The sequence below is a fragment of the Corallococcus exercitus genome, assembly GCF_042231735.1.
Classification (GTDB): Bacteria; Myxococcota; Myxococcia; order Myxococcales; family Myxococcaceae; genus Corallococcus; species Corallococcus exercitus_B.
In genome coordinates this window covers 247,915-272,377 of sequence record NZ_CP102577.1, presented here as the reverse complement: position 1 = coordinate 272,377, position 24,463 = coordinate 247,915, and the positions used below count along the sequence as shown (strand labels likewise).

At 69.0% G+C, this 24,463-nt stretch carries 19 protein-coding genes; 9 read left to right on the top strand and 10 right to left on the bottom strand.

Going from position 1 to position 24,463, the window contains the following annotated elements; all coding sequences use genetic code 11:
• Positions 1–642 precede the first annotated feature (642 nt).
• The 3 genes from NR792_RS01175 to NR792_RS01165 all read left to right on the top strand — a co-directional run bounded on the left by NR792_RS01175 (position 643) and on the right by NR792_RS01165 (position 6,270).
• Positions 643–2,490, top strand: a complete 1,848-nt coding sequence (locus NR792_RS01175; protein ID WP_375758239.1) for an ELWxxDGT repeat protein — start codon at positions 643–645, stop codon at positions 2,488–2,490.
• A 158-nt stretch (positions 2,491–2,648) separates the two neighbouring features.
• Positions 2,649–5,735, top strand: a complete 3,087-nt coding sequence (locus tag NR792_RS01170) for an immunoglobulin-like domain-containing protein (RefSeq protein WP_375758238.1) — start codon at positions 2,649–2,651, stop codon at positions 5,733–5,735.
• Positions 5,736–5,931: 196 nt separating this feature from the next.
• Complete coding sequence (locus NR792_RS01165) at positions 5,932–6,270, top strand: hypothetical protein (protein ID WP_375758237.1); 339 nt, start codon at positions 5,932–5,934, stop codon at positions 6,268–6,270.
• A gap of 72 nt (positions 6,271–6,342) precedes the next feature.
• On the opposite strand, the gene NR792_RS01160 is transcribed toward NR792_RS01165, so the two are convergent.
• Both NR792_RS01160 and NR792_RS01155 read right to left on the bottom strand, forming a co-directional pair.
• Positions 6,343–6,762 (bottom strand): MgtC/SapB family protein, encoded by a 420-nt coding sequence (locus NR792_RS01160; protein ID WP_375758236.1) that lies wholly within the window; start codon positions 6,760–6,762, stop codon positions 6,343–6,345.
• An 8-nt stretch (positions 6,763–6,770) separates the two neighbouring features.
• On the bottom strand, positions 6,771–9,140 hold the full coding sequence (locus NR792_RS01155) for an arylsulfatase (protein ID WP_375758235.1): 2,370 nt from the start codon (positions 9,138–9,140) through the stop codon (positions 6,771–6,773).
• A 184-nt stretch (positions 9,141–9,324) separates the two neighbouring features.
• On the opposite strand from NR792_RS01155, the gene NR792_RS01150 reads away from it, so the two are divergent.
• Entirely contained in the window at positions 9,325–10,206 is an 882-nt protein-coding gene (locus NR792_RS01150; protein WP_375758234.1) for a bile acid:sodium symporter family protein, read from the top strand.
• A 64-nt stretch (positions 10,207–10,270) separates the two neighbouring features.
• On the opposite strand, the gene NR792_RS01145 is transcribed toward NR792_RS01150, so the two are convergent.
• Both NR792_RS01145 and NR792_RS01140 read right to left on the bottom strand, forming a co-directional pair.
• Complete coding sequence (locus tag NR792_RS01145; RefSeq protein WP_375758233.1) at positions 10,271–10,720, bottom strand: hypothetical protein; 450 nt, start codon at positions 10,718–10,720, stop codon at positions 10,271–10,273.
• A gap of 140 nt (positions 10,721–10,860) precedes the next feature.
• Complete coding sequence (locus NR792_RS01140; RefSeq protein WP_375758232.1) at positions 10,861–11,241, bottom strand: GFA family protein; 381 nt, start codon at positions 11,239–11,241, stop codon at positions 10,861–10,863.
• Between the two features lie 274 nt (positions 11,242–11,515).
• Between NR792_RS01140 and NR792_RS01135 the strand changes: the two genes are divergently transcribed.
• Positions 11,516–12,121, top strand: coding sequence for a Crp/Fnr family transcriptional regulator (locus NR792_RS01135; protein ID WP_375758231.1), 606 nt, complete (start codon positions 11,516–11,518; stop codon positions 12,119–12,121).
• On the opposite strand, the gene NR792_RS01130 is transcribed toward NR792_RS01135, so the two are convergent.
• From NR792_RS01130 to NR792_RS01120, 3 genes are all read right to left on the bottom strand, one after another.
• On the bottom strand, positions 12,099–12,764 hold the full coding sequence (locus NR792_RS01130; RefSeq protein ID WP_375758230.1) for a DUF4386 domain-containing protein: 666 nt from the start codon (positions 12,762–12,764) through the stop codon (positions 12,099–12,101). The two genes, NR792_RS01135 and NR792_RS01130, sit on opposite strands and share 23 nt — an antisense overlap.
• A gap of 214 nt (positions 12,765–12,978) precedes the next feature.
• Positions 12,979–14,040: an alpha/beta hydrolase gene (locus NR792_RS01125; protein WP_375758229.1), complete on the bottom strand. Its 1,062-nt coding sequence runs from the start codon at positions 14,038–14,040 to the stop codon at positions 12,979–12,981.
• Positions 14,041–14,069: 29 nt separating this feature from the next.
• Positions 14,070–15,302, bottom strand: a complete 1,233-nt coding sequence (locus NR792_RS01120; RefSeq protein WP_375758228.1) for an MFS transporter — start codon at positions 15,300–15,302, stop codon at positions 14,070–14,072.
• Positions 15,303–15,507: 205 nt separating this feature from the next.
• On the opposite strand from NR792_RS01120, the gene NR792_RS01115 reads away from it, so the two are divergent.
• Positions 15,508–16,413: a LysR family transcriptional regulator gene (locus tag NR792_RS01115; protein WP_375758227.1), complete on the top strand. Its 906-nt coding sequence runs from the start codon at positions 15,508–15,510 to the stop codon at positions 16,411–16,413.
• Between the two features lie 278 nt (positions 16,414–16,691).
• Complete coding sequence (locus NR792_RS01110) at positions 16,692–18,350, top strand: invertase recombinase-like protein (RefSeq protein WP_375758226.1); 1,659 nt, start codon at positions 16,692–16,694, stop codon at positions 18,348–18,350.
• 74 nt (positions 18,351–18,424) lie between these two features.
• Here the strand turns inward: NR792_RS01110 and NR792_RS01105 are convergent, their stop codons facing one another.
• A complete protein-coding gene (locus tag NR792_RS01105; protein ID WP_375758225.1) occupies positions 18,425–19,288 on the bottom strand; it encodes a caspase family protein in 864 nt (287 codons plus the stop codon).
• Between the two features lie 188 nt (positions 19,289–19,476).
• On the opposite strand from NR792_RS01105, the gene NR792_RS01100 reads away from it, so the two are divergent.
• Complete coding sequence (locus NR792_RS01100) at positions 19,477–21,759, top strand: hypothetical protein (protein WP_375758224.1); 2,283 nt, start codon at positions 19,477–19,479, stop codon at positions 21,757–21,759.
• Positions 21,760–21,826: 67 nt separating this feature from the next.
• On the opposite strand, the gene NR792_RS01095 is transcribed toward NR792_RS01100, so the two are convergent.
• The gene (locus NR792_RS01095; RefSeq protein WP_375758223.1) at positions 21,827–22,468 is read right to left on the bottom strand and encodes an MXAN_6652 family MXYO-CTERM-anchored protein; all 642 of its coding nucleotides are present in this window, start codon (positions 22,466–22,468) and stop codon (positions 21,827–21,829) included.
• A 15-nt stretch (positions 22,469–22,483) separates the two neighbouring features.
• Positions 22,484–23,686, bottom strand: coding sequence for an MxcI protein (locus NR792_RS01090; RefSeq protein WP_375758222.1), 1,203 nt, complete (start codon positions 23,684–23,686; stop codon positions 22,484–22,486).
• A 247-nt stretch (positions 23,687–23,933) separates the two neighbouring features.
• On the opposite strand from NR792_RS01090, the gene NR792_RS01085 reads away from it, so the two are divergent.
• The gene (locus NR792_RS01085) at positions 23,934–24,461 is read left to right on the top strand and encodes an ureidoglycolate lyase (RefSeq protein WP_375758221.1); all 528 of its coding nucleotides are present in this window, start codon (positions 23,934–23,936) and stop codon (positions 24,459–24,461) included.
• Positions 24,462–24,463 lie beyond the last annotated feature (2 nt).

Sequence of the window (24,463 nt, the reverse complement as noted above, 5' to 3'; positions counted from 1 at the left end):
GCGAACCGCGCCCGGACTCGTGCCTCGCGCTGGTCGAGCCTGCTTCCGGGTTCCGTAGACAGGTGGCTCATGCCCCCAAGCGTCCAGGGGCTTACACGGAGTTGCTCCGGCGTCTCCTTGCGATTCCGGAGTGTGGCGCTGCGCGGGGATGAGAGGTCTCCACGCGCCCCCAGCCTGAGCAGTGATTGTCGCGCGGCCTGGCCAATCCCTGGCGTTCATCCGTCAATCAAGACCCAGGTAGCCGGTGACAACGATTGCCGATCTGGGTGTGCACATACCCAGCATTGCCAAGCAAAAAAAATCGCTTGAGGGTCCTGGCTGGAGTTGACTATTCGTGTATTTTTAAAGGACGATACGTCAATAGAACGGGCCCCATCTGTAGGGTTGGATGCCGCCGGGTGCCCATTTCTTCGCCGTCCTCCGCCCGTTGACTCGAACCGGTGGCCAGGACTGGCTGTCATGGGGGGTGGAATGGCAAACCGGACGCTGCTGAAGCAGAAGAGCAGGTGTGCACCGCTGTTGTTGGGACTGCTGTCGGTGGGTACTCCCTCGGCGGCAGGAACCCCCGCTCCCGAGTGTCGTCCGCCCTCGTTGCTCAAGGACATCGCCCCCGGGGCGATAGGGAGCACCCCGGGGGCGGGCGTGACCGTCGGCGATACCCTGTTCTTCGTCGCCGACGACGGTGTCAGTGGCGTCGAGCTCTGGCGGAGTGACGGCACCTCCACCGGGACCACGCGCGTCAAGGACATCCTTCCTGGCGCCAATGGCTCCTCGCCCTCCCAACTCACGGTGGTGGGGCGCTCCCTCTTCTTCATCGCGGACAACGGCACGAACGGGCTTGAGTTGTGGAAGAGCGATGGCACGGAGGGGGGCACCACGCTCGTCAAGGATATCGTCCCGGGCGGGGGCTCCAGCCTGCCCACCAGCCTCCTGGCCCTGGGTGACAGTCTTTACTTCGTGGCGGACGACGGCGTATCGGGCTTCGAGCTGTGGAAGAGCGACGGCTCCGCCGCGGGCACGACTCTCGTCAAGGATGTCTTTCCCGGGAGCAACGGCGCACAGCCGACGTCGCTGACGTCCGTGGGCAACACCCTCTTCTTCGCCGCCGAGGACGGGGTGTCAGGCTATGAGTTGTGGAAGAGCGACGGCACGGTGGCGGGTACCACGCTCGTCAAGGACTTCCGCCCGGGCGCCGAGTCCTCCTTCCCCACGGAGCTGACGGTCCTTGACGGGGGGCTCTACCTCGCCGCGGATGACGGCACCCACGGGCCAGGGCTTTGGCGGAGTGATGGCACCGCCGAGGGCACCCGCCGCCTCGCGCCTCCCTCCGTCACCTCCCACTCCTCCCCGGAGCAACTCAAAGCGGTGGGCAGCACGCTCTTCTTCAGCATGAGCGACCCCATGCATGGTCAGGAGCTGTGGAGGAGCGATGGCACCCCGGAGGGAACCACGCTCGTTCGAGACGTCCGCACGGGGGAAGGCGACGCGCTCCCCGCGCAGCTGACGGCCCATGGGGCCTGGCTCTACTTCGTGGCGAATGATGGCACCCACGGCCGCGAACTGTGGCGGAGCGACGGCACGGCCGCCGGTACCACCCTCGTGAAGGACCTGCGCGCCGGCGCCGACAGCTCCGCGATCTCGGCCCTGATCCGGGTGGGGCAAGTCCTGCTCTTCGTGGCGGACGACGGGACCCATGGCGCCGAACCCTGGAGCAGCGACGGGACCGAAGCCGGCACCCGGCTGGTGGCGGACCTGGCGCCCGGGTCCACGGGCTCGGAAGCCCGGGTCTTGAGCCTGGTGGGGAGTTCGGTCTACTTCCGCGCCACCAACGGGACCCAGGGCGACGAGCTGTTCACGGTCCCCGCCGCCAGCTTCGGCGATTGCGCTCCTCCCACGGTGGTCTGCGCCAGCGACGTGACGGCGGAGGCCACCACCGCGAGCGGGGCCCAGGTCTCCTATGCCCCCGCGCAAGGCGGCGATGACAGCGGCACGCCCCCCCAGCTGGGCTACAGCCTCGGCAGCGGCACCCTGTTTCCTCTGGGGGACTCGGCCGTCGTGGTCACCGCCACGGATGCCGCGGGAAACACCGAGACCTGCTCCTTCCGGGTGAAGGTGCGTGACACCACCCCGCCCCAGGTGACGTGCCCGCCCTCACAAGAGGCCGTCGCTTCCAGCGACAAGGGGGGCGCCGTCCAGTACGGCGCCGCGCAGGCGACGGACGCCGTCTCCCAGGTGACGCTGAGCTACAGCCCTCCTTCCGGAAGCACGTTCCCCGTGGGCCAGACCTCCGTCGAACTCACCGCCAGCGATGCGTCGGGCAACAGCGCGAGCTGTGCCTTCCAGGTGCGCGTCGTGGCCCAGGCGCCGGAGGACGCATCCGGATGCGGCTGCCGCACGGGAAGCGCGGCGGAGGCCACCGGGTGGTTGGTGGTGTCCCTGGCGGCCCTGCTGCGCCGCAGGCGGCGCGAAGCCTCCGTACGCCGGGGCTGAACCCCGTTCACGCCTGACGCGGCCTCTCCGGCCCGTCATCCCAAACCGAAGCTTCGTCCTCCACGGGCGCGCATCCAGGCGCCCGTCCTGGCGGGGCATTGCCTTGCCTTCGTTTCACGCGGCCCAAGTGACGTTCAACGACGTTCAGGAGAAACACCATGCGAAGCAGTCTCAGCCGATGGATAGGAACCGTGGCGCTCGGCCTGTGGATGACGGCCTGTGGAACGCCCGCGCCAGAAGAGGGCGCCCAGGCCACGACGGGGGGCGCCTCCCCGGTGGAGGCCGCCCCCTCTGAAGGGGCCCTGCCTGGCACGAGGCCCGCGGGATTCAAGCCGGAGGCCCGCCGGCTCCAGCAGGAGCGGGTCTCCGCTTCCGCCTTGAACGTGCTGAAGGTCACCGAGTCGGGCTTCATCACCCTCTCCATCGACGGGCTGGGGACCAACGGTCCCAGCGGCATCGTGCAGGCGAACAAGCCCTCCGCGGGCGCCACCGTGCGCCGCGCCTACCTGGCGGCGGCGAGCACGGGCTTCTCGGGGTACAAGCTCGGCAACACGGACGTGCGCATCGACTCCCAGGCCGTGGCCTGGACCACCAGCATCGCCAACAGCATCAGCTCGTGGAACCACTGGGCGGACGTGACGTCCCTGGTGAAGGGGAAGCTCGACGCCGCTCCCGCGGGCCGCGTGTCCTTCACCATCTCCGAGTCCTCCACGTCGCAAATCGAAGGTGAGGTCCTCACCGTCATCTTCGACAACCCGAGCGAGACCGCCGTCAACACGGCCATCCTGCTCTTCGGGGCCCAGAACACCACGGGTGACACGTTCAACATCTCCCTCTCGGAGCCCCTCAACAAGAACGACCCGAAGCTGGGCCTGGACCTGTCGTTGGGCATCTCGTTCGGCAGCCAGATTGGCTCTGCGAACGAGCAGCAGCGCAGCACGGTGGACGTCAACAACCAGCGGCTGACGTCCGTCGCGGGCGGTCAGGATGACGGGGCTTCCGCCAACGGCGCGCTCCTGACGGTGGGCGGCCTGGATGACACCAACGACAACCCCTCGCCCTCGGCCACGGGCCCCGGTCCCCGCATCGACGACGAGCTGTACAACGTGCTGCCCTTCGTGAGCCACGGCGCCACGCAGATCGCCATCAGGACGTTCAACGCCTCGAACGACGACAACATCTTCTTCGCCGCCTTGTCGCTGCGCTCGGCGGCCGCCATCGTCGGCGAGGGCATCGTGCTCGGGCCCACGCTGGCGACGAGCGAGGTGGGCCAGTCCCACACGGTGACCGCCACCCTGCAGGATGACCTGGGCCGCCCCCTGGTCAACCGGATGGTGTCCTTCCTCATCAACGCCGGCCCGAACGCCGGCCGCACCGGCCAGGCCGCGACGAACAGCACGGGCCACGCCAGCTTCACCTACGTGGGCAGCGGCGGCGTGGGGCGCGACCAGGTGCAGGCCTCGTTCGTGAAGAACAGCGGAGAGGTGGCGCTGTCGAACCTCGCCCTCAAGGACTGGACCCAGACGAAGCGGCCGCCCACGGCGCTGTGCCGCGACCTGGTGCTGGACGCGGGCGCTACCTGTGGCGTCGCCGGCAACGTCAACAACGGGTCCTCGGATCCGGACGGCGACCTGGTGGGCTGCACCCAGTCGCCCGCGGGCCTCTTCGGCCTGGGGACCACCTCCGTCACGCTGACGTGCGTGGACCAGACGGGGCTGTCCAGCAGCTGCACCGCCAGCGTCCAGGTGGTGGACAGCAGCGCGCCGGTGCTGAGCTGCCCCGCGAACCAGCAGGCGGAGTGCGTGGGCGGTGGCGCGAACGTGGACACCGGCATGGCGAGCGCCAGCGACAACTGTGGCACGCCGTCGGTGAACAGCCCCTCGCCGGCCTTCTATCCGCTGGGGAGCCACGTCGTGACGCACACCGCGACGGACAGCTCGGGCAACGGCGCGTCCTGCACCAGCGCGGTCGTGGTCCGTGACACCCAGGCTCCCGTCGTCACGCCGAACCCGGCCACCGCCACCCTGGAGTGCAATGTCGGCACGTACAACGAGGCGGGGGCCACGGCCGCGGATGCGTGTGTGGGCAACCTCTCGGGCGCGGTCGTGGCGTCCAGCACCGTCGACACCTCGCGCCCGGGCAGCTACACCGTGCGCTACGGCGTGACGGATCCCTCCGGCAACGCCGCGAGCGCCTCGCGCACCGTCAGCGTGCAGGACACCCTGGCCCCCACGGTGGCCCTGGTGGGGCCGGCGTCGCAGAGCCTCGAGTGCAACGGCGGCGCGTACGCCGACCCCGGCGCCACCGCGTCGGACGTCTGCGCGGGTGACCTGACCGCGAACCTCGTCCGCTCCGGCGCGGTCGATGTCGGCACGGTGGGCGTCTACAACATCGGTTACACCGCGACGGACGGTGCGGGGCTCAGCGCCTCGGCCAGCCGTGAGGTGACGGTGGTGGACACCCAGGCTCCGTCCATCGTCTGCCCGGGGCCGTTGATCGTGGAGGCTCCGTCTTCGGAAGGGGCGGTGGTGACGCCCGCCGCGGCCCATGCGACGGATACGTGCGCCGTGGCCTCCGTGTCCGGCCCTCCCACCCAGCTCTACGCGCCCGGCGCCACGCCCGTGACCTACACGGCCACGGACTTCGGCGGGCAGTCGGTGAGCTGCGGTAGCACCATCTACGTGACGGATCCGTCGGCTCCGCCGCCGGACATGACCATGTGCAACATGCCCCGCTACACGCGCGATGAGCAGGTCAAGGCGTGTGGCTACATCCTGCCGGGCCCGAGCGGCGCGCCCATCATCTTCGCGTACTTCACCGTCAACGATGGGGCGCCCATCCCGGTGGAGCCGGAAGTGGCGGGCGGGCACGCGGTGCACTTCCTGACGCTGGAGGAGGGCACGTACACCATCGTGTTCACGGCCATCGACGCCCAGGGCGGGGTGGTGTCGCAGACGCGCGTCGTCACCGTGGATCGCACCGCGCCGGTCATCCGGATCCTCTCGCCCCTTCCGGACGAGGCTCAGCCCTCCGTCTGGGTGGACATCACCAGCGAGGTGACGGATGCGTCGCCCTCGACGGTGTCCACCAACTGGGTGGAGCACTCCAGCGTGGGCGAGGGGACGAACACCGTCACCCACTCCGTGCGCGTGGCGGATACGGGCTACAACGACGTCATCGTCACGGCCACGGACGCCGCCGGTAACACGGGTGAGTTCATCGGCCGGGTGTACGTCTCCGAGTAGGGGCTGAGCTCGGGGCCGCCAGCCGCGGCCTCGTGAGCCTCCGCTGTCCAGGGCCGTCCGCGGGGGAAGGAGCTCTTCCTTCCGCGGGCGGCCTTCTCATGTCCCGCGGCGATGCCCGGGAAAGGGCCGTGGCGTTGAGCGTCAAAAGCCTGGGCCTTGTTGCATCTCCCGCGCATTCCAGGCTCTAAGGCGACCCATGCACAAAGCCAGAATCTCCGCTCTCCTGCTCAGCGCGCTCGCACTGGGCAGCATGAGCTGCACCTCGAAGACCGTGAGTCCCACGCCGGCCGCCACCGCACAGGCCCGGGCGGCCCTCGCCCCAGGTGGGCAGGAAACCGGCACGACCTCTGACAGCGGACAGACCTGCGGCAACGGAGCGTGCGTCGCCACCGGTGGAGTATGGACCAACACCGGTACGTGCGCCTTCTCCTGCCAGTCCATCAACTGCACCAACTTCTCCCCCGGTGGAGCCTGCTCGCAGCTGGGCGCGACTTGTATTGTCGGCGCGGAAAGATACCAGTACATCTGCCTGTAGGGGCCGACCCGTCCTGGTTGCATCCGGCGCTGGCGGCTCCGTGATCCAACCAGGCTCCTGCTCGAGCCTGAGCTACGTGTGTTCCTTGAACGGCTTGAGCAGCTGCAGCGCCGCCACGGTCGTGAGCGACAGGACCGCCCCGAGCCAATAGAGCCGATAGGCGACAGCAGCCCCGACCGCGGCGGTGATCCAGATGCTCACGGCGGTCGCGATCCCCTGGATCTCTCCCCTGCCCTTGACGATGGCGCCTCCTCCGATGAACCCGATGCCGCTCAACACCGCCTGAAAGACATAGCCCTGAGCGCGCGCCTCGCCAGGGAAGGCATGCTGACCGATGAGCAGGAATGCACACGCTCCCATGCCGACGAGCGGAAACGTGCGCAGGCCAGGCGAGAGCGCCCGGTGCTCTCGCTCCCACCCCACGGGCACCCCCAGCGCGAAGGCCAATGCGAGGCGAATCAACATGCTCGGAACCGGGTCGAGTCCTTCCACGTGACGCCTCAGTCCTGATGGAGCTGTTCCTCGAGCAGCTCCGCCATGGGGCGTGGCGCGGCCTCGCCAAGCTCGAACTCCACCCGGTCGATGCTTCCGTTGAAGCGGAAGGGCAACCGGTCGCGGTAGCCGGGCCAGACCGGGGAGAGCGTGTCCTCTCCGACATCAAGGGTCTCGCCGAGGCCGAAATACCCTGGCACCTGCCTGGCAATCCGCCCCTGCCCCACCACTGCGCCGTCGCAGAGGAGCCGCACCACGGCCGGCCCTCCTGAAGTCCCCGGCGTCTCACAGGTGAACTCCATCCGCAGTTCGGCCTCGCCGCCAGGCAGCGCTGTCCCGGAGAGGACGTCGAAGCGCTCGAACCCGAACCAGTTGTAGTGGTAGCGCATCCGCCCGTCCTCCACGAACAGGCTCCAGCCCGCGGTATCTCCGCCCAGGCACACCAGCACGCCCTCCGCGCCCTCCTCGGGCAGTCGCGCGTGGAGGGTGATGGCGTGGTCGACGTTCGCCAGCGTGAGGCCGCTGCTCTCCGGCAGCCGCACCATGCCCGGGTAGAGGGTCAGCCGCCTGCGGCCGGCGAAGAAGCCCGGCCGCAAGCTCACATCCGCCCGCTCCGCGAAGCGATCATCCAGCGGGAACACGTCGTACTTCGCCGCCTCCAGCAGGAACAGGTCCTGAAGCTCGCGCAGCTTCCTGGGGTAGCGGGCCGCCAGGTCCTCCGCCTGACTGAAGTCCTCCTCCAGGTGGTACAGCTCCCAGGTGTCCTCGTCGAAGCGGGCACTGCCCCGGGTGACCCAGGGGAGCCGGCCGTGCCGGCAGCAGGCCGTCCAGCCGTCGTGATAGAGCGCGCGGTTGCCCAGCATCTCGAAGTACTGCGTGGTGCGCGTGCTCTTCGCCTCCGCGTGGGCCCGGTCGAAGGTGTACGCCATGCTCACGCCTTCCATCGGCTTCTGCGGCACGCCGTCGACGCTGACCGGCTCGCGGATTCCAACGGCCTCGAGGAGGGTGGGAACGACGTCGATGACGTGATGGAACTGGAAGCGCTTCTGGCCCTTGTCGGCGATCCAAGAGGGCCAGCTCATGATCATCCCGTTGCGGGTGCCCCCGAAATGGGACGCCACCTGCTTCATCCACTGGAACGGGGTGTCCCCGGCCCAGGCCCAGCCCACCGCGTAATGCGGCGTGGTTCCCGGCAGCCCCCACTCCCCCATCCGCGCGAGGCTCGCCTCGATGGGCGGTTCGATGCCCTGCATGCTGGCGCTCTCGTTGAGGGTCCCGGTCAGCGAGCCCTCCGCGCTCGAGCCGTTGTCGCCGAGGATGTAGAGGAAGAGCGTGTTCTCGAACTCGCCCAGCTCCTCGAGGGCGTGGACCAGCCGGCCCACTTCGTGGTCGCAGTGCTCGAGGTAGTCCGCGTAGTTCTCGGCCTGGAGGCGGAGCAGCGCCTGGGCCTCGGCATCGAAGCTGTCCCAGGCCGGCAGCTCTTCCGGCCGGGAGGTCAGCCTCGTCCCCGGGGCGATGACGCCCAGCTCGAGCTGCCGCTGGTAGACGACCTCGCGATAGCGGTCCCAGCCCATGTCGAAGCGGCCGGCGTTCCGCCCGCGCCAGTCGAGGGGCGGCTGGTGCGGGCCGTGCGCCGCGGCGGGGGCGAAGTGCACGAAGAACGGTCGCTCCGGGGCAATGGCCTTCTGCGCTCGCATCCAGGCGATGCAGTCGTTCGCGAGGTCCCGCGTGAGCTGGTAGCCCTGCTCCGGCGTGCCCGTTGGATTGACGGGGGTCGTGTCGCGGTAGAGCGCTGGATAGAACTGGTCCGTCCCTCCGCCGAGGAACCCGTAGAAGTAGTCGAAGCCACGCCGGGTGGGCCAGTGCGTGAAGGGCCCCGCGGCGGAGGCCTGGTTCAGCGGGGTGGTGTGATTCTTCCCCCACCAGCCGGTGGCGTAGCCGTTGGGGCCCAGCAGCTCCGCGATGGTCGCGCAGCTCCGCGAGAGGATGCCGCTGTAACCCGGGTAGCCGGTGGCCATCTCCCCCACCACCCCGAAAGCGGCCGAGTGGTGGTTGCGGCCGGTGAGCAGCGCCGCCCGCGTGGGCGCGCAGAGCGCGGTGGTGTGGAACTGGCAATAGGTGAGGCCCTCCTTCGCCAGCCGCTCCGAGGTGGGCATGCGCACGAGCCCGCCGTAGCTGCTCGGCCACCCGTAGCCCACGTCGTCCAGCAGCACGAGCACGATGTTCGGCGCGCCCGGCGGCGCCCTCTGGAAGCCGGGGGAGTCGGGTTCCGAGTCCTGCCAGGTCATCCCGATCTTCGCATTCGGGAAGCGGTGCTCGGGCCTCGGGTAGGTGTCCCGCTCGATCCGCCTCGGAGTCCGCCCCTTTCTCTTCGCCATCGTCGCGTGCCTCCTCCCGAGAGATGCGGACGACGAACGAGCCTGCAAAGCCGCGCGTCTCGGTCCGGCCATCCGCCTGGGTGACGCTCACGCGGGGCGCGCGGGCCGGTCCTTGCCTGGCAGTCCGGTCGCGCGGTCGTCCGGCGGGCTTGCGGTTTCGTGCGGCCACCGTGACCTTCAACACATGAGGGCCGGGCTCCTTCAGGCGCTGTCGAGCATCGGGATCCTGGTGTTCTCCGTCTGCACCATGCTCGCCGTCGGGCTGAGCCATACGCTTCGCGAGATATTGGGCCCACTGCGCGACTCGCGTGGGGCCATCCGTGCGCTGGTGACGAACTTCGTCCTCGTCCCACTGCTTGCGTACGGCGTGCTGCAGGTGGTCCCCCTGGACAGGTCCCATGCCTCCGGCTTCATGCTCCTCGGCACGGCGGCGGGTGCTTTATTCCTCGTGAGGCTCACCGCGGTCGCGGGCGGCAACATGCCGTTGAGCGCGTCACTGACGGTGCTCCTCATGCTGGCCACCGTCGTCTACATGCCCCTGGTGGTCCCGCTGGTGGTGCCGGACGTGAGGGTGCGTCCGGCGGCCATCGCGTTGCCGCTGCTGTGGACGATGATTCTTCCCCTGGGCGCGGGGCTCTCCGTCCGGGCCCGGCACCCGACGCTGGCGGAACGGCTCCGGCCCCGGTTGGGCAAGCTCGCCATGGGGGCGCTGGCCGTGCTGGTCGCCGCGACCCTCGTGGCCAACTTCGGGGGCGTCGTGCGCATCATCCATACAGGCGCCATCTTCGCCCCGCTGATCCTGATTCCGGGCGCCTTCGCTATCGGCTGGGTCTTCGGCCGCGAGTACCGCGGAGGACACGTGGTGTTGGGGCTGGGCACCGGGCAACGCAACATCGCCGCGGCGATGGTGGTGGCCACCCAGGGGATGGGGGATCAGAACGCCGAAGTGATGGTCGTCGTGTCCTCGCTGGTCGGGTTCGCGGTCCTCTTCCCGATTGCGTGGTTCCTCGCGCGGCGCGGCCGGCGGCAACGGCCGCTGCGGCACGGGGGCATGGTCCGCGCCTGAGGGATGGGCAGCGCCCCCGCGGGTGCCAGGGTTGCGGGGCTTCTCCCGCCAGCGGAGCGCGAGCTCAGTGCGGCGGCTCGGGGGGCTCGGTGCGCTCGCGTGGAGGAAGGGTCTGCTCCACCTTCTTGCGCATGAGGCGCCTGGTGGCGATCTCCTCTTCCTCCGTCCGCTGCCGCCGGCGCACCAGGCCCTGGGTCTCGTCCACGAACCAGAAGACGACCCGGAAGAAGGCCGCGATGACGGTGATCAGCAGGGAGGACAGGAACCAGCGCAGCACCCCGCCCACCCAGCCGCCCACCGTCACGTCGATGGCGTAGGTCCCCGTGAGCGGGACCAGGACGAAGGCGAAGTAGTGCGAAGCGCAGTAGGGACAGGACACCAGGTAGCCAAGCCAGGTGTCCTTCCCGCCGAGCCGCTCACGCAGCCCGGCGAAGATGCGCTCCTTCGTGAGGGTCTGGGCCAGGCCCATCACCACGGCGGACACCGCGAAGAGCTGGAACAGGTCTACCTTCACGCATCGTCTCCACGTCCGGGCCCCGCGTGCATCCTCGGAAGATGGAGACGGACCGGGAGGATGCCTCTCGGTCCTGGGGACAATGGCGGGCAGGGACACAGCCTGGCGGCCTGCCCTGCAACCAGGGGGCGGTGCGCCGGTTACCTGGGGCGCGCGCCCTTCTCGGCGAACTCGCGCATGAGCCCTTCGTACAAGGACGGATCGGGCAGCGTCGCGTAGGAGTGCGCCGCGGGCGTCGTCGCCCAGGGCAGCTTCTCGTTCGTGAAGGTCTCGATGAACGGCACGAACCAGCCCGGATTGTCGAGCATGGTCGGCCGCAGGTTCACGAAGTCATCCATGCCCTCGGGCCGCGTGAACATCCACGTCATGCAGTAGCCGCAGAACATGTGCTTCGACGCCCCATGCAGCCCGCCCACCACCGGCTCGCCGGAGAGGATCTGGAAGCCGGGCGTGGGCACCGCCATGGTCAGGCTGAACGCGCTGGAGCTCATGCGCTGACAGCCGGTGCAGTGACACGCCATGGTGACGATCGGCGGCAGGGTGACCCGCAGGCGGACCTTCCCGCAGCGGCACCCTCCGTCCCACGGCAGCTTCCACTCAGCAGAAGGATTTTCCATCCCGCGAGCGTGGACCGATGACGGGCCACTCGCAAGGAGAACCATGGGAAGCTCCCCCCATGGATGCCCAGGCGAACAGCAGCCTTCGCAGTGTGTTGCTCACCCAGCTCGACACGGCCTGGGCACGCTTCGTCCTGGCCGTGAATGATGGAGTCCCCGCCGGTCGTGCAGTGCCCTCATGAAAAACAGGCTCGTCGACTACTTCCGCCGCATCGCGCCTCTGTCGGACGAGGAGGCCCAGGCCATCCTGGACAGCATGGTGGTGAAGACCTTTCCCAAAGGCGCGCACCTGCTCATGGCCGGCCAGGTCTCCACCGAGGCCTACTTCGTCCTCCAGGGCTGCGTCCGCCAGTACTCCGTCGTCGACGGTGAAGAGCACAGCAACGGGTTCTTCACCGAGGACGACTGGGTCCTCTCCATTCACAGCATGATGAACCAGACCCCGGCGGAGCACTTCCTGGTCTGCGCGGAAGACACCACCGTGGTGGTGGGCACCGAGCAACGCGAGGGGGACCTGTACCGGCGCTTCCCTCGCTTCGAGAGCATCTCCCGGATGGTGATGCAGCGGGTCCTCGCGGAACAGCAGGAGCGGTTCGCCTCCCATCTCAGCGACACCCCGGAGCAGCGCTACCTCAAGCTCGCGAAGACGCGGCCGGACATCCTCCAGCGGATACCCCAGTACCAGCTGGCCAGCTACATCGGCGTGAAGCCCGAGTCGCTGAGCCGGATCCGCAAGCGTCTCGCCACGCGCGGCAAGCCAGCTACGCCGCGACGGAAGGCGTGACCGTCCGGAACCCCTTGGCGATGAGCCAGCCGCCCAGGACGAGCTCGAACAAGCCCCCGGGCCCCGAGAAGAAGATGCTCCACGGCAGCCCGAAGATCTCGAGCACGGACCCCAGCGCCAGGAGCCCGTAGCCCGCCGCGCCCACCAGCGGAAGCCACGCGGGAAGAAGCCGGGAGCGGTACAGCGACAGGCAGAACGCCACGCTGCCGACCCCCAGGATGAGCATCGCGACCTGGTACGCCCAGAAGTTCCCCTTCGAGAGAAGGTTGGACAGGGTCACCAGATCCAGCGCCGTCCGTCCTTGCGCGGTATCTCCGAGCTGAAGGATGCACAGCAGGAATACGACGCCGACGATGAGGGTCAGCGCCTCCATGACCCGGGTGCAGACGTACGCGAGGGCGATGCCCGGGCTCCGCTCGCGGAGGATGGGAAAGAACAGCACGCCAATCCCGACGACGAAGAGGGCGTCCAACAGGAGCAGCAGCGCGCCCCCGACGAACAGCGTCCTCTGACCCGCCAGCAAGGGCAGATGCGCCGGCTCCTTCAGGACGGACGTGACGATCGCGGTGCCGATGCCATAGGCGAAGAACGGAAGAAGAAAGAGAGCTCCCAGGGTGCGGGAGTGAAGGCGGGAGATGTTCATCACGAGGGCTCCAGAACGTTCAGCGACGTTGTGGCCCCCAGAGTGGAGGTGACCGCCCTCGCCCGCATTGACGAGGATCAATAAGTGGAAACGGGGGCGTTGCGAGGCGGGCGCGGAGCATGACGCGATGCCGCGCGGCAGGGAGCCCCATACGATGAGCAGCGATGGACTCTGGCTGAAGCTTCTTCCGGGCGCAGGGAGAGAGGGGCTTGGGTCACTTCAGGTTCGTCCGGAAGAACGTGGTCAGCTTGTCGAAGGGGATGAGGCCGACACGGTCGTAGAGGTCCACGTGGCCCGCGCCCGGCACGATGACCAGCTCCTTGGGCTCACCGGCGAGCCGGTAGGCCTCGTCGCTGAACTCCCGGGAATGGGCGTTCTCACCCGCGATGAAGAGCATGGGCCGGGGAGAGATCGTCTCGATGTCCGTGAACGGATAGAAGTTCATGAACCGGGTATTGCTGCTGAGCGTCGGATGCGTCGTGGTGTTCGAGCTGTGTCCCCGCGCGGTCCGGTAGAAGTCGTAGAACTCACGGTCAATCGCAGTGGACCTGTCCGTCAGCGCTTCGGGCGTCCCGCTCGTGTATTTTGTTTCGCCTCCCGCGAACTCCACGTCGCGCTGGAGCGCGGCCTCCTCGAGGACCTTCTTTCGCTGTTCAAGGGTCACCGAATGCTTGAGCCCGTTCCGGTTGGCGGCGCCCATGTCATACATGCTGACGGTCGCGACGGCCTTGATGCGGGGATCGATCTTGGCCGCGCTGATGCCGAAGCTCCCGCTGCCGCAAATCCCCAGGACGCCAATCCGCTCCCTGTCGACAACCTGCTGGGTGCGCAGGAAGTCCACCGCGGCGCTGAAGTCCTCGGAGTAGACGTCCGGCGCGACCACGTTGCGCGGCTGGCCTTCACTCTCGCCCCAGAAGGACAGGTCCAGGGACAGGGTGATGAAGCCCTGCTCCGCCAGCTTCGTGGCGTACAGGTTCGCGCTCTGCTCCTTGACCGCGCCCATGGGATGTCCGACGACGATCGCCGGGTTCTTCGCGCCGCGCTTCAGGCCCTTGGGAACGAACAGGTTCCCGGCGACCTTCATCTTGTATTGGTTCTTGAAGACGACCTTCTGAACGGTGACCTTGTCGCTCGTGTAGAAGTTGTCCGCGCCGTTGGAGGTGTCCCCGGACGCGAGGCCCGGCGTGGGACGCGCCACGGAGGCCGGGGACGCAGCCCAGGCTCCCGGTGCGGCGAATGAACCGAGCAGCAGTGCGCCAAGCAAACGCTGTTTCATTGTCTTCATCCTCTTGGGTTGATGGGATTTCAGGTGACGCTCTTCAGCGACGCCATGGGGACCTCGGCCTCGCCAACACAGACATCTCTTGATGCGCGGAGGGCCAGGAGGGCCCCTCCTCCCAGCAGTGCGGCGCTCAGCACGAAGGTGCTCTGGTAGCCGCCGCGGTCGAACAGCAGTCCTCCGAGCGAAGCGCCAGCCGTGATGGCGAGCTGGATGGCCGCGACCATGAGGCCGCCGCCAGCCTCCGCGTCGCGCGGCAGCGTGCGGCTGAGCCACGTCCACCATGCGACCGGCGCCGCCGTGCCGATGAGCCCCCACCCCACGAGGAGGACGGCCGTTGCCGCGACGGACTGGCCGAGGACGACCAGCGCGACCGCGATGACGGCCATCGCCACCGGTGCGGCGATGAGCACCGCGGACAGCTGCCGGGTCACCAGGAAGCCAATGAGATACGTGCCCAGGAGCCCCGCGACGCCCATCCCCAACAGCATCAACGACAGGGTGGACACCCCGACCCGCGTGACCGTCTCCAGGAAGGGACGCAGGTACGTGAAGAGGGCGAACTGGCCCATGAAGAAGAGCGTGACCGCCAGGATGCCCCACAGCGCCCGGGGACGCCGGAGGATGGCGAACGTGCTCGGAGGCGGAGCGGCGCGCTCCGTGGGCATCGAAGGCAGCGTGAGGAATTGCCACACGAGCGTGATGGCCGCGAGCGGGACGACCGCGAAGAACGCCCCCCGCCACCCGATGTACTGGCCCAGGAAGCTGCCGAGCGGCGCCGCGATGGTGGTGGCCAGCGCGTTGCCGCCGTTCAGCAGGCTGAGCGCACGTGGCACGCTGGACTCGGGGACCAGCCGCATGACGGTGGCCGCCGACAACGACCAGAAGCCGCCGATGACCACGCCGATGAGCGCACGGCCCACCATGAGCACGGTGAAGCTCGGCGCCAGGGCGGTCACGAGCCCCGAGACCAGCATCGAGCCGGTGAGCCCGAGGAGCAGCTTGCGGCGGTCGACGGACCGGGCCACGGACGCGATGAAGAGGCTCGTCAGCACGGCGAAGAGCCCGGACACGGAGATCGCCTGACCGGCGCGGCCTTCGCTCAGGTGGAGGTCCGACGCGATGGGCGTCAGGAGGCTCACCGGCATGAACTCGGACGCGATGAGCGTCGAGACGCACAGGGTGAGCGCGAACACGGCGCCCCAGGACGTGGAACGCGAGGCCGGCGCCAGGGGCGCTCCGGCGAGTGGGATGGACATGAAGCTCTCTCAGGTGGAGGGACGCGCTTGAAGGACTCGACGTCCGCGTTGAGCCAGGGCCCCGCGCATCGCGCTCTCTGGAGCAGCGGGGCCTGATGAGAGGAGTACGCGGCGCGCCCTCTGGGCGCCAGATGGCGAGGAGCGAACGGGCCGTTAAGCAGGAGTTGATGGCGGCCCGGAGATGCGCGGAAAGTGACCTATCGCGATGAAGACAGCCCCCTTCCAGCAGCTGCACGTGTTCCTTGCTGTCGCGCGGCTCCAGAGCTTCCGTGGCGCGGCGCGCGAGCTGGGCGTCTCCACGGCGGCCGTGAGCCAGTCCGTCCGGCAGCTGGAGGAGCAGCTGAGCGTGGTCCTGCTCCAGCGCACCACGCGCAGCGTGGCCCTGACGGACGCGGGGCGACGGCTGGTGGAAGAGGCCGGTCCAGGCCTTGCCCAGGCCGCTGCCGCGCTCCAGGGCGCCTTGGCGCAGCCCGGGGAGGTGGTCGGACGGCTGAAGCTGTCCGTGCCACGAGCCGCGGTGCCCCTGCTCATCACGCCCGTGCTGCCCTCCTTCCAGGCGCGCCATCCCCGCGTGGAGGTGGACGTCATCGTCGAACAGCGCCTCATCGACATCGTCGCGGAGGGCTACGACGCAGGCGTGCGCCTGAGCGAGACCCTCGAGCGCGACATGGTGCAGGTGCGACTGACGGACGCCTTCCGCTTCGTGGTGGTGGGTGCGCCGGCCTACCTCAAGCAGCACGGCCGCCCGGAGCGCCCCGAGGACCTGCTCCAGCACAAGTGCATCGTCCTGCGCTCACAGACCACCGGGACTCCCTATGCCTGGGAACTCGAGCGCGGCGGCAAGACCTGGCGCATCCCGGTGCAGGGCAGCATCGCCACCAACGACGAGATGGCCGGCGTGGCATTCGCCGCCGCGGGGCTGGGGCTGACGTATGCCCTGGAGCCATCCATCCAGGAGCCGCTGGATTCCGGACGTCTCGTGCGGGTGCTGGAGGACTACGCGCCCACCGTGCCGGGCTTCTTCCTCTACTACCCGAGCCGCGCACAGCGCTCGGAGCCCTTGCGCCTGTTCATCGAGGCAGCCCGGGAGCTGGCCGGCGGAATGGGCTGACGCACCCGGCTGCGGGACGCGTCTTCTCCCTCGCGAACCGCGGGAGATGGGCCCCCGGACGGCCACTCGCACGTGGAGTAGGTGGGAGCGCCCCCTCGCGCTGGGAGGCGCCCTGGCCGCGCTCGCTGCCGCCATGCTCGTGACCTACGGGGCCTCGGTGCGCCAGGAGGTCCCCCCCGGCCCGCTCCCGCGTGGGGCAGGACGGCGCGGAGGGCCGCTGACAGCCCACCCGGAACAGTGTGGTAGTAAAGATCCGGTACTGGAACCGGAGGCTCGCGTTGACGTTGTTTCGAGTGTGTCTGACTTCGCTGCTGGTGTTGGTGGTCGCATGCGGTGATTCGAATTCGCCGGAGGCGCCGGATGCCGGGCAGCCCCGGCCCGACGCGAGCGTCGAGACGCCTGATTCGGGCAACCCGCTGCCGGATGCAGGCACCGAGGAGCCTGATGCGGGCTCGGAGCCCCCTGACTCCGGCACGGAGACGCCTGACTCCGGCACCGAGACGCCGGACGCAGGCACGGAGACTCCTGACTCCGGCACCGAGACGCCCGACGCGGGCACGGAGACCCCTGACTCCGGCACCGAGACGCCGGACGCAGGCCAGCCTGTCGAGGTGAACGTCATCGACAACGGGGGCTTCGAGGAATGGCCCGGAGCGCTTCCGGCGCTGTGGTCCGGGAGCACGACGAACATCGAAGAAGCGGTGCAGAAGGTCACGACGCAGGCCTTCGAGGGCGTGAACGCGGCCCGGCTGATCAACACCACGGACGCCCACAAGCGCTTCAGCACCGCGGCGAAGTCCATGGCTGCGGGCCGCTACTCCTGCACCTACCAGGTACGGGGGAAGGGTGAGGTCCGCAACGCCTTCTTTGGTACCGACTACTCCAACTACTCGGGCTACACCGCCGTCGACACCCAGACGTGGAAGCAGGTGGCCTACTCCTTCAACCTGGCCAACGCCGTCTTCGAGACGTTCGAGCTCATCTTCAGCGTCCAGAAGACCAGCGGCGAGCATCTGCTCATCGACGACGTCCGCTGTGTCCGGGCTCCCGAGCCTTGTGATCAGGTCAGCTGTGAGGTCTGGGCGCGGTGCGACAACGCCACCGCGACCTGCCAGCCGCTCTCCGGCCGCTGCGAAGACGCCGCGGACTGCAACGAGTGGCAGACCTGCGATGCGACCCACACGTGCGTGACCGCGGAGGAGCGCTGCGTGCGCCACGCCGACTGCGCGGGGACTCCGGAGACGCCCGTCTGCGACACCGCCACGCACCTCTGCGTCGAGGGCGACCCGTGCGCTGGCGTGACGTGCAACAACCCCGCGACGAGCTGCAATCCCACGACGGGCGTGTGCGAGCTGGCCGAAGGGGCCTGCTTCACGACCTACGACTGCCGTGGCGCCCTGCCCGCCTGCGACCCGGCCACCAAGCGCTGCGTCGCGGCCGACCACTCCGCGAACATCATCCGCAATGGTGGCTTCGAGAACTGGAGCACCCGCGCCATCCCCTACTACGGGAACAACTTCGTCCCTGACTTCTGGTACGGCCTCGACAACGGCGTCGCGGACCCGGGCACGGAGATCAAGCCCTCGCGGCTCGTGCGCTACACGAGCGCGGTGCACGGCGGTTCGGCGGCGCTGCAGTTCGTGGTCCCCATCGAGGTCGCGGAGCGCTTCTCGCTGGAGAAGTTCAACGTGCCGACCGGCAGCTACTCCTGTTCGTACCGGGTGCGCGGCCACGGCAGCATCCGTCACCGCCTCTATTCGAGCGGCGGCTGGAGCCCGCAGACGGACTTCATCGCCGTCGACAGCGATGAGTGGCAGCCGGTGTTCTTCCGCTTCACCGGCAACGTGCGGGACTGGCGCCTGCTCTTCTATCCGAGCCGCAGCGTCGCCGACCGCGGCCACCTCCAGGTCGACGACGTCGTCTGCACGAAGGACTAGCGGCTGCTGACTTGAAGGGAGCGATGCCGCGTGGAGCGGCATCGCTTCCTCGTCGCCGCGAGGGCAATCCCATCTCAGCCCACGCGGAACGGCACCTGCCGCTCGAACTCGCGGCTCGGCACTCCGATGATGGAGTACGCCGGAGACTGGATGGGCGGCATCTTGCGCAGGATGCGGCGGTGGAAGGTCGGGTAGCTGGCCTTGAACTTCCCGCCGTTCCAGACGCGCAGCAGGTTGGCCGTGAAGAGGCCGTTGTACACGCCGTCGCTGGAGAGCTGGTTGTCCTGGCAGCCGGAGATGAGCAGCACCGTGGCCTTGAGCGTCAGCCTCGGGTCCTCCTTCGGCAGCCCCTTCAAGATGGCGTCGTACATCGCCTTGTTCTCGCGGTACGTGCGCTGCTCGATGCCCAGGGGCATCTCCTTGAAGCGGCGCTCCGTGGCCTCCGTGCTCCGCATTGAATCCGCCAGCAGCTGCAGGCTGCCGCTGGAGCGCAGGGCCGCATAGGCCACACTGCTCACCGAGCCGCTGTGGCAGCTGTCGGAGAGCATGAAGACCCGCACGCCGGCCTTGAGCTTCGTCATCGCCTGGTAGATTTCGTCGTCGACGAGCTCCCCGTCGTACAGACACCACGTCTCATCCAGGCCGTCGTCCTCTTCCCCGTTCATGTCAGGGAGCTGGCCGCCGTGCCCCGAGTAGGTGAACAGCAACAGGTCTCCGGCCTGGAGGACCGACGCCGCCTCGCCCAGCTCCGCGAGCACGCTCGCGCGCGTGGCGTCCTTCGTGAGGAAGGGGCGGATGCGGCTGAATTCCTGCGCCTTCGCGATGCTGATCATGTCCTCGGCATCCGCTTCGCACGCCTGGAGCTGGCCATCCCAGCCCGCGTAGTGCCGTGGATCCACCGAGTTCAAACCGATGTTGATGGAATATCCCTGCGCCATGACAGTCTCTGCCTCCCCCACTGACGGTGGAGATGGGTGCTCGGGATGGCAGGAAGGAGGCGGGGCGCGCCGCGAGCTTCCGGCCCTTCCTCGACCGGGAACCCTGCGCTCGCTTCCTCCGCTCCCCTGCCCGGCGTTCCGGCCGCGGGATGTCCGTCATACGGACAGTGCGTTAGGCTGGAGAGCCCATGGTCAAGATCTCCGGCTCCCCTGACCCGAAGACGACGTCCGTCGCGAGTGTGGACACGCCTGTCACGCAGGCGCCCTCCGCCGCGACCGTGGCGTCCTCGCGCCGCTCCAGCGCCGCCTCGTCCATGGCCGCTCCGGTCGCGGCGGGCGCGAAGGCTCCGGCGCAGCGGAAGATGGAGCAGCAGCTCTCCGCCCTTCCGGATGGCCCCACGCGACAGGCCTTGCTGAAGGCGCTCTCCAGCGGCATGTCCCCGGCCGACGCGGGCGCGGTCGCCACCGCGCTGGGCGGGCTCAGCCCCGCGCAGCAGAAGGACCTGTCGACCCTGCTGGCGAAGGCGGGCCTCAGCACCAAGGCCTCTCCCCGCTCCAACGCGGACGCGGAGCGCACCTTCCTCCTCAAGGCCGTCGCGGGCGGCGCTTCGGGCGCGACGCTCAAGCGGCTGGCGGACCAGATTCGCGGGCGCCCCCCCTCCCACCAGGGCTTCTCCTTCAACCCGCTGTCCGCCTCCGCGGGAACCCAGAGGCGCGCGGCGCCCACCAGCGCCGCGGATGCCGCCGCGGCGAAGCTCAAGACGGCGATGGATGACATCTGGGGCACCGACGAGGCCGCGGTCTTCGAGGCCCTGGAGGGCCTGGACCCATCCCAGCTCAAGGACGTGGCGCGGAAGTACGAGAAGCTGACCGGCACGCCGCTGGAGGACGCGCTCAACCTCGAGCTCGAGGGCGCGGACCTGAAGCGCGCGCTCACGGCGCTCGGGCGCCAGGGGCCGGCCGCCCCCACCGCGCCGGTGAAGGCCACGGCCAAGGCCGCGGCGACCACGAACGTCTCAGCCGCCACCGCGAGCGACATCCAGAAGAACCTCGATGCCATCCAGGTGAAGTCCAAGGACGAGGGCGTCATCCAGCGCGGGAACGCCGTCGAGCTCAACAACCTCATCCCCCGCAACGTCGCCACCTGGAAGCCCCCGAAGGCGAAGCTCTACGCCCCGCTCAAGAAGGCGGTGGAGGCGCGCAACAAGGCGCAGGCGGCCGTCACCGCGGCCACCACCGAGCCGGCGAAGAAGGCCGCGCAGGAGAAGCTCACGGCCGCGGATGCGACCGTCCAGGCCGAGGGCGAGAAGGTCAAGGCGTGGATGAAGGAGCACATCGGCTCGAACCAGGACCTCCGCGACGCCACCGCGGCGGTGAAGGTCGCCGAGCGCGGGCTCGCCAAACTGGAGAAGCAGCAGAAGAAGGCGAAGGTGCCGAAGGACCCCGTCGAGGCGGAGAAGTTCCGTCAGTCCCAGAAGACCGCGCTCGACGCGGCGAAGGCGAAGGTCACCGACGCGCAGGCCCGGGCGAAGACGGTGAAGGACGGGCTGCTCGCGCGGGTCGACGCGTACGCGCCCATGGTCGCCGTGAAGCAGACCCGCTCGGAGGTCACGGTGAACGGGACGACCGTGACCATGCGGGATGGCCGTGAGACCGCGTACACGAACTCGTGGAACGCGGTGGATGGCGGCGCCGTGTCGGGTGACTCCGCCGCCCAGGTCACGTCCCAGCTGGAGAAGAGCGGCATCAGCGAGGACCGGCAGAAGATCCTCGCGTCCATCTCCGGCCTGGAGGGCACCTTCAGCAAGGTGAACACCTGGGACACCGGGCGCGTCTCGTGGGGCTTCACCCAGTGGACGCTCGGCAAGGACGGCAACGGCACGCTGGCCGGGTTCATGCGCGACCTGAAGAAGACCGACCCGGCGCAGTACGAGAAGAGCTTCGGCAAGTTCGGCATCGACGTCGACGCCAAGGGCGTGGTGCTCACCCGCCCGGACGGCACGGTGCTCAAGGGCGTGGCCGCGGCCGAGGCCATCCGCACCGACGTGAAGCTGGCCGCCGTCTTCATGGCCGCCGGCGCCGACCCGGCCATGCAGCAGGCTCAAATCAAGTACGCCAACGAGGGGAAGATCTCCGGCACCCGCGACAGGGCGGTGTCGGTGACGGGCAGGGATGCCGAGGGCCAACCCAAGACGGCGAAGCTGAAGCTCAAGGACGTCGTCACCAGCGAGTATGGCAATGCCATCCTGACCGACCTCGCGGTCAACGCCGGCTCGGGCGCGAAGGTCGCCGCCGCCGCGCTGGAGAAGTACGTGAAGGACAAGGGCGTGGACCCCGCCAAGGTGAAGGAGTGGGGGCCGGACGCGGAGAAGGCCATCATCGCCGCGCTGGAGCACGCCTCGCGCTCGGAGCGGCTGGCGCACCACGCGAAGGCGGGGTTCAGCAAGGCGCCCAACTCCTTCGCGGACTGATGCAACACGGCCCCTTCCCTGCTCACGCGGGAAAGGGGCCGCCTCCTTCAGGACCGCCTGCCGTGCCTCAGCTCCGACGGCGGCGGCGCACGGCCAGCGGCAGCCCCGCCAGCACGAGCGCCCAGACCGGGGCGCTGCTCGCGGCGGTGCAGCCACCGGAGTCCTCGCCTTCGTCCTTGCCCGGATCCTCCGCCACGGGCGAGCCATTGCCCACCTTGATGCTCAGCTTCGTCGCGGCGGCGCGGTCGCCATCGCTCTTCTGGTCCGCGTTCGCCGAGTTGCCCGCGCCGAAGAGGTTGAGCGTCACGTCCGTGGCGGGCGCGACGAGGGAGAAGTTGAACCGCAGCTCCGTGCCCGTGAAGGCCTGGGGCGCGGAGTGGGTCAGCTCGCTGCCCAGCTTCTTCATCCCGGTGCCGGCCACGAGGCTGGCCCCCGTGTTGTCCACGGCGATGTCCACCCCGCCCGTCTTCGCGGCGCCGCCACGGATGATGAAGGTGTACTGGCCGGTGGCCCCCTTCTCCAGCGTCGTGGGCCCCTCCAGCTCCACGGTGGGCGCCGCGCCGCCGTTGTGGCACGTGTTGCAGGTGGCCCCATCCTTGCTGGAGTTGCCGGTGATGCCCGTGCTGGTGGCGAAGGCAGGCGTCGCCGCCAGCAGGGCAATGACAGACAGGCCGCCGCGGATCCACTGACGCATCGGATTTCCGTTCATGGTCTTGGGTCCTGGCTAGCGCAGCTGGAGGAAGGAGAAGGACAGGCCCTGCGTCGTCACGGTGGCCTTGCCGTTGTCGCCCAGCACCCGGAAGGTGGTGGAGGACGCGCCGGCGCCGAACTCGGTGTAGAGCGTCTGGTTCTCCGACTCGAAGAGGAAGACGCTGCCGGAGGTGGACGGGATGTCGGCCTTCCGCGACGCGGTCAGCGTGTCCAGCTTCAGCTCCCACCACTGCCAGCCAGTGCCGCTCGCGATGGTGCGCGGATGCGTGCCCTCCGTCACCGGGGCGATGCTCTCGTCGAGCACGCGCACGTACGCCGTCCCCGCCGTGGGGCTGGGGATGAGCGCGCCCGCGAAGCCGCCGCCCACCAGCGAGTCCAGGGAGCGGTAGAAGGTCGTGTCGAACAGGCGCGTCTGGGGATCGTACCGGAGCAGGCAGGGCTCCGGCGCGTCCAGGCCCATCACCCGGCGCACCGCCGCGCCGTAGGCCTCCGTGGCGACGTACACCTTGCCGTCGGTGCCGAGCACGGCGTCGTGCGTGTAGCCGCACCGGTCGTCCGTCGCGACCGTGACGGCGTCCGTCGCGGTGTCGATGGCGACCATGCCCGCCCTCTTCGTGACGTTGGTGCCCTCCACCGGGCGCCACCCCACGGGCATGAGGATCTGCCCGCCGGTGTGCACGACCGCGCCGGAGAACGCCATGACCGTGTCCGGGATGAGCAGCGAGTCCAGCGGGCGGGTGCCCGTCACCGTCATCGCGGTGGGGTTCCAGATGACGATCCGCGCGGCGTTGCCGTCGAAGAAGTACGCCTTCGTCTCCGAAACGAACTGGAAGTTGGCCTGGTACTCGCCCAGCGACGTCACGCCCTGGCCGCTGAAGCTCACGGTGCCCGCGGCCTCCAGCTTCCCGGCGCTGTTCAGCGTGTAGCGGGTCACCGTCGCGCTCTCGTCGCTCACCACGTAGACGGAGCCGGACTTCGGGATGCCCACGCCCAGCGCGCGGCCGGGCACCTTGATGGCGCCCTCCAGCGACAGCGACGCGGCCTGCTCCGCGTGCGGCGTCACCACCACGTAGCTCTCAACGGGGTCCGCCACCAGCTGCTGCGTGGTGATGGCATACAGCGGTCCTTCAGGGTCGGTTCCTTCCTCTTCCGAATCGCCGCAGCCCACGAACAGGGACAGGGCGACCGCCGCGGTGGAGAGTCGCAAGGAACGCAAGGCAAACAGATGCTTCATCGGCAACGGCCTCTTGGATGGGGGGGATGAGAGATGTGCCGTTCCAGCCGGGACGGGGACCCGGACATGAAAACGATACGCATTCTCAATTTCACTTCCTGTAGAGGCGCGGACGCGTGATGTCAAGAAAGAGTCGTACTTCCCTTGAGTCCGGACAGCCCGTTGCCACCGGAACGCGGCCCGGCGCGGCCTGATGTCCCGGGGCACGCGCCCCTATAGTCGTCCTCCCATGAAGGACGCTCCCGCCCCGCTCCGCTCCATCGTCGCCCTGCCCCTGACGCCGGAGGGCTTCGCTCCCTTCGGGGACGTCGTGTCGGCCGGACTCAAGAGCGGCGCTTCGGCGAACCAGGGCACCGCGGTGCGGTTCGACTGGTCGGCGCGGCTGGAGAACGGACGGCCGGGCGCGAAGCCCAACCTCGCGGTGTTCCGCTCCGTGCCGCAGCCGCTCCCCTTCACCGTGAAGCTGCTCGAACACCATCCCCAGTCGAGCCAGGCGTTCCTGCCCATGCGCTGCTCGCGCTTCCTGGTGTGCGTCGCGCCCACCGCGCCCTCTGGCGGGCCCGACCTGGAGGGGCTCGTCGCGTTCGTGTGCGGCCCCGGCCAGGGCGTGAACTACCACCGGGGCGTGTGGCACCACCCCATCGTCGCGCTCGACGCGCCGGCCGAGTTCGCGATGCTGGCGTGGGAGGACGGGAGCGCGGAGGACTGCGTCGTGCGGCAGTTCTCCACGCCCGTGTCCGTCGTCGTCGCGGACTGACG

Excerpts from the sequence above, each read along its gene's own strand:
- NR792_RS01170 (WP_375758238.1), top strand. The coding sequence starts at position 2,649 with ATGCGAAGCAGTCTCAGCCGATGGATAGGAACCGTGGCGCTCGGCCTG.
- NR792_RS01165 (WP_375758237.1), top strand. The coding sequence starts at position 5,932 with ATGCACAAAGCCAGAATCTCCGCTCTCCTGCTCAGCGCGCTCGCACTG.
- NR792_RS01155 (WP_375758235.1), bottom strand. The coding sequence starts at position 9,140 with ATGGCGAAGAGAAAGGGGCGGACTCCGAGGCGGATCGAGCGGGACACC.
- NR792_RS01150 (WP_375758234.1), top strand. The coding sequence starts at position 9,325 with ATGAGGGCCGGGCTCCTTCAGGCGCTGTCGAGCATCGGGATCCTGGTG.
- NR792_RS01140 (WP_375758232.1), bottom strand. The coding sequence starts at position 11,241 with ATGGCGTGTCACTGCACCGGCTGTCAGCGCATGAGCTCCAGCGCGTTC.
- NR792_RS01135 (WP_375758231.1), top strand. The coding sequence starts at position 11,516 with ATGAAAAACAGGCTCGTCGACTACTTCCGCCGCATCGCGCCTCTGTCG.
- NR792_RS01130 (WP_375758230.1), bottom strand. The coding sequence starts at position 12,764 with ATGAACATCTCCCGCCTTCACTCCCGCACCCTGGGAGCTCTCTTTCTT.
- NR792_RS01125 (WP_375758229.1), bottom strand. The coding sequence starts at position 14,040 with ATGAAACAGCGTTTGCTTGGCGCACTGCTGCTCGGTTCATTCGCCGCA.
- NR792_RS01120 (WP_375758228.1), bottom strand. The coding sequence starts at position 15,302 with ATGTCCATCCCACTCGCCGGAGCGCCCCTGGCGCCGGCCTCGCGTTCC.
- NR792_RS01115 (WP_375758227.1), top strand. The coding sequence starts at position 15,508 with ATGAAGACAGCCCCCTTCCAGCAGCTGCACGTGTTCCTTGCTGTCGCG.
- NR792_RS01105 (WP_375758225.1), bottom strand. The coding sequence starts at position 19,288 with ATGGCGCAGGGATATTCCATCAACATCGGTTTGAACTCGGTGGATCCA.
- NR792_RS01100 (WP_375758224.1), top strand. The coding sequence starts at position 19,477 with ATGGTCAAGATCTCCGGCTCCCCTGACCCGAAGACGACGTCCGTCGCG.
- NR792_RS01095 (WP_375758223.1), bottom strand. The coding sequence starts at position 22,468 with ATGAACGGAAATCCGATGCGTCAGTGGATCCGCGGCGGCCTGTCTGTC.
- NR792_RS01085 (WP_375758221.1), top strand. The coding sequence starts at position 23,934 with ATGAAGGACGCTCCCGCCCCGCTCCGCTCCATCGTCGCCCTGCCCCTG.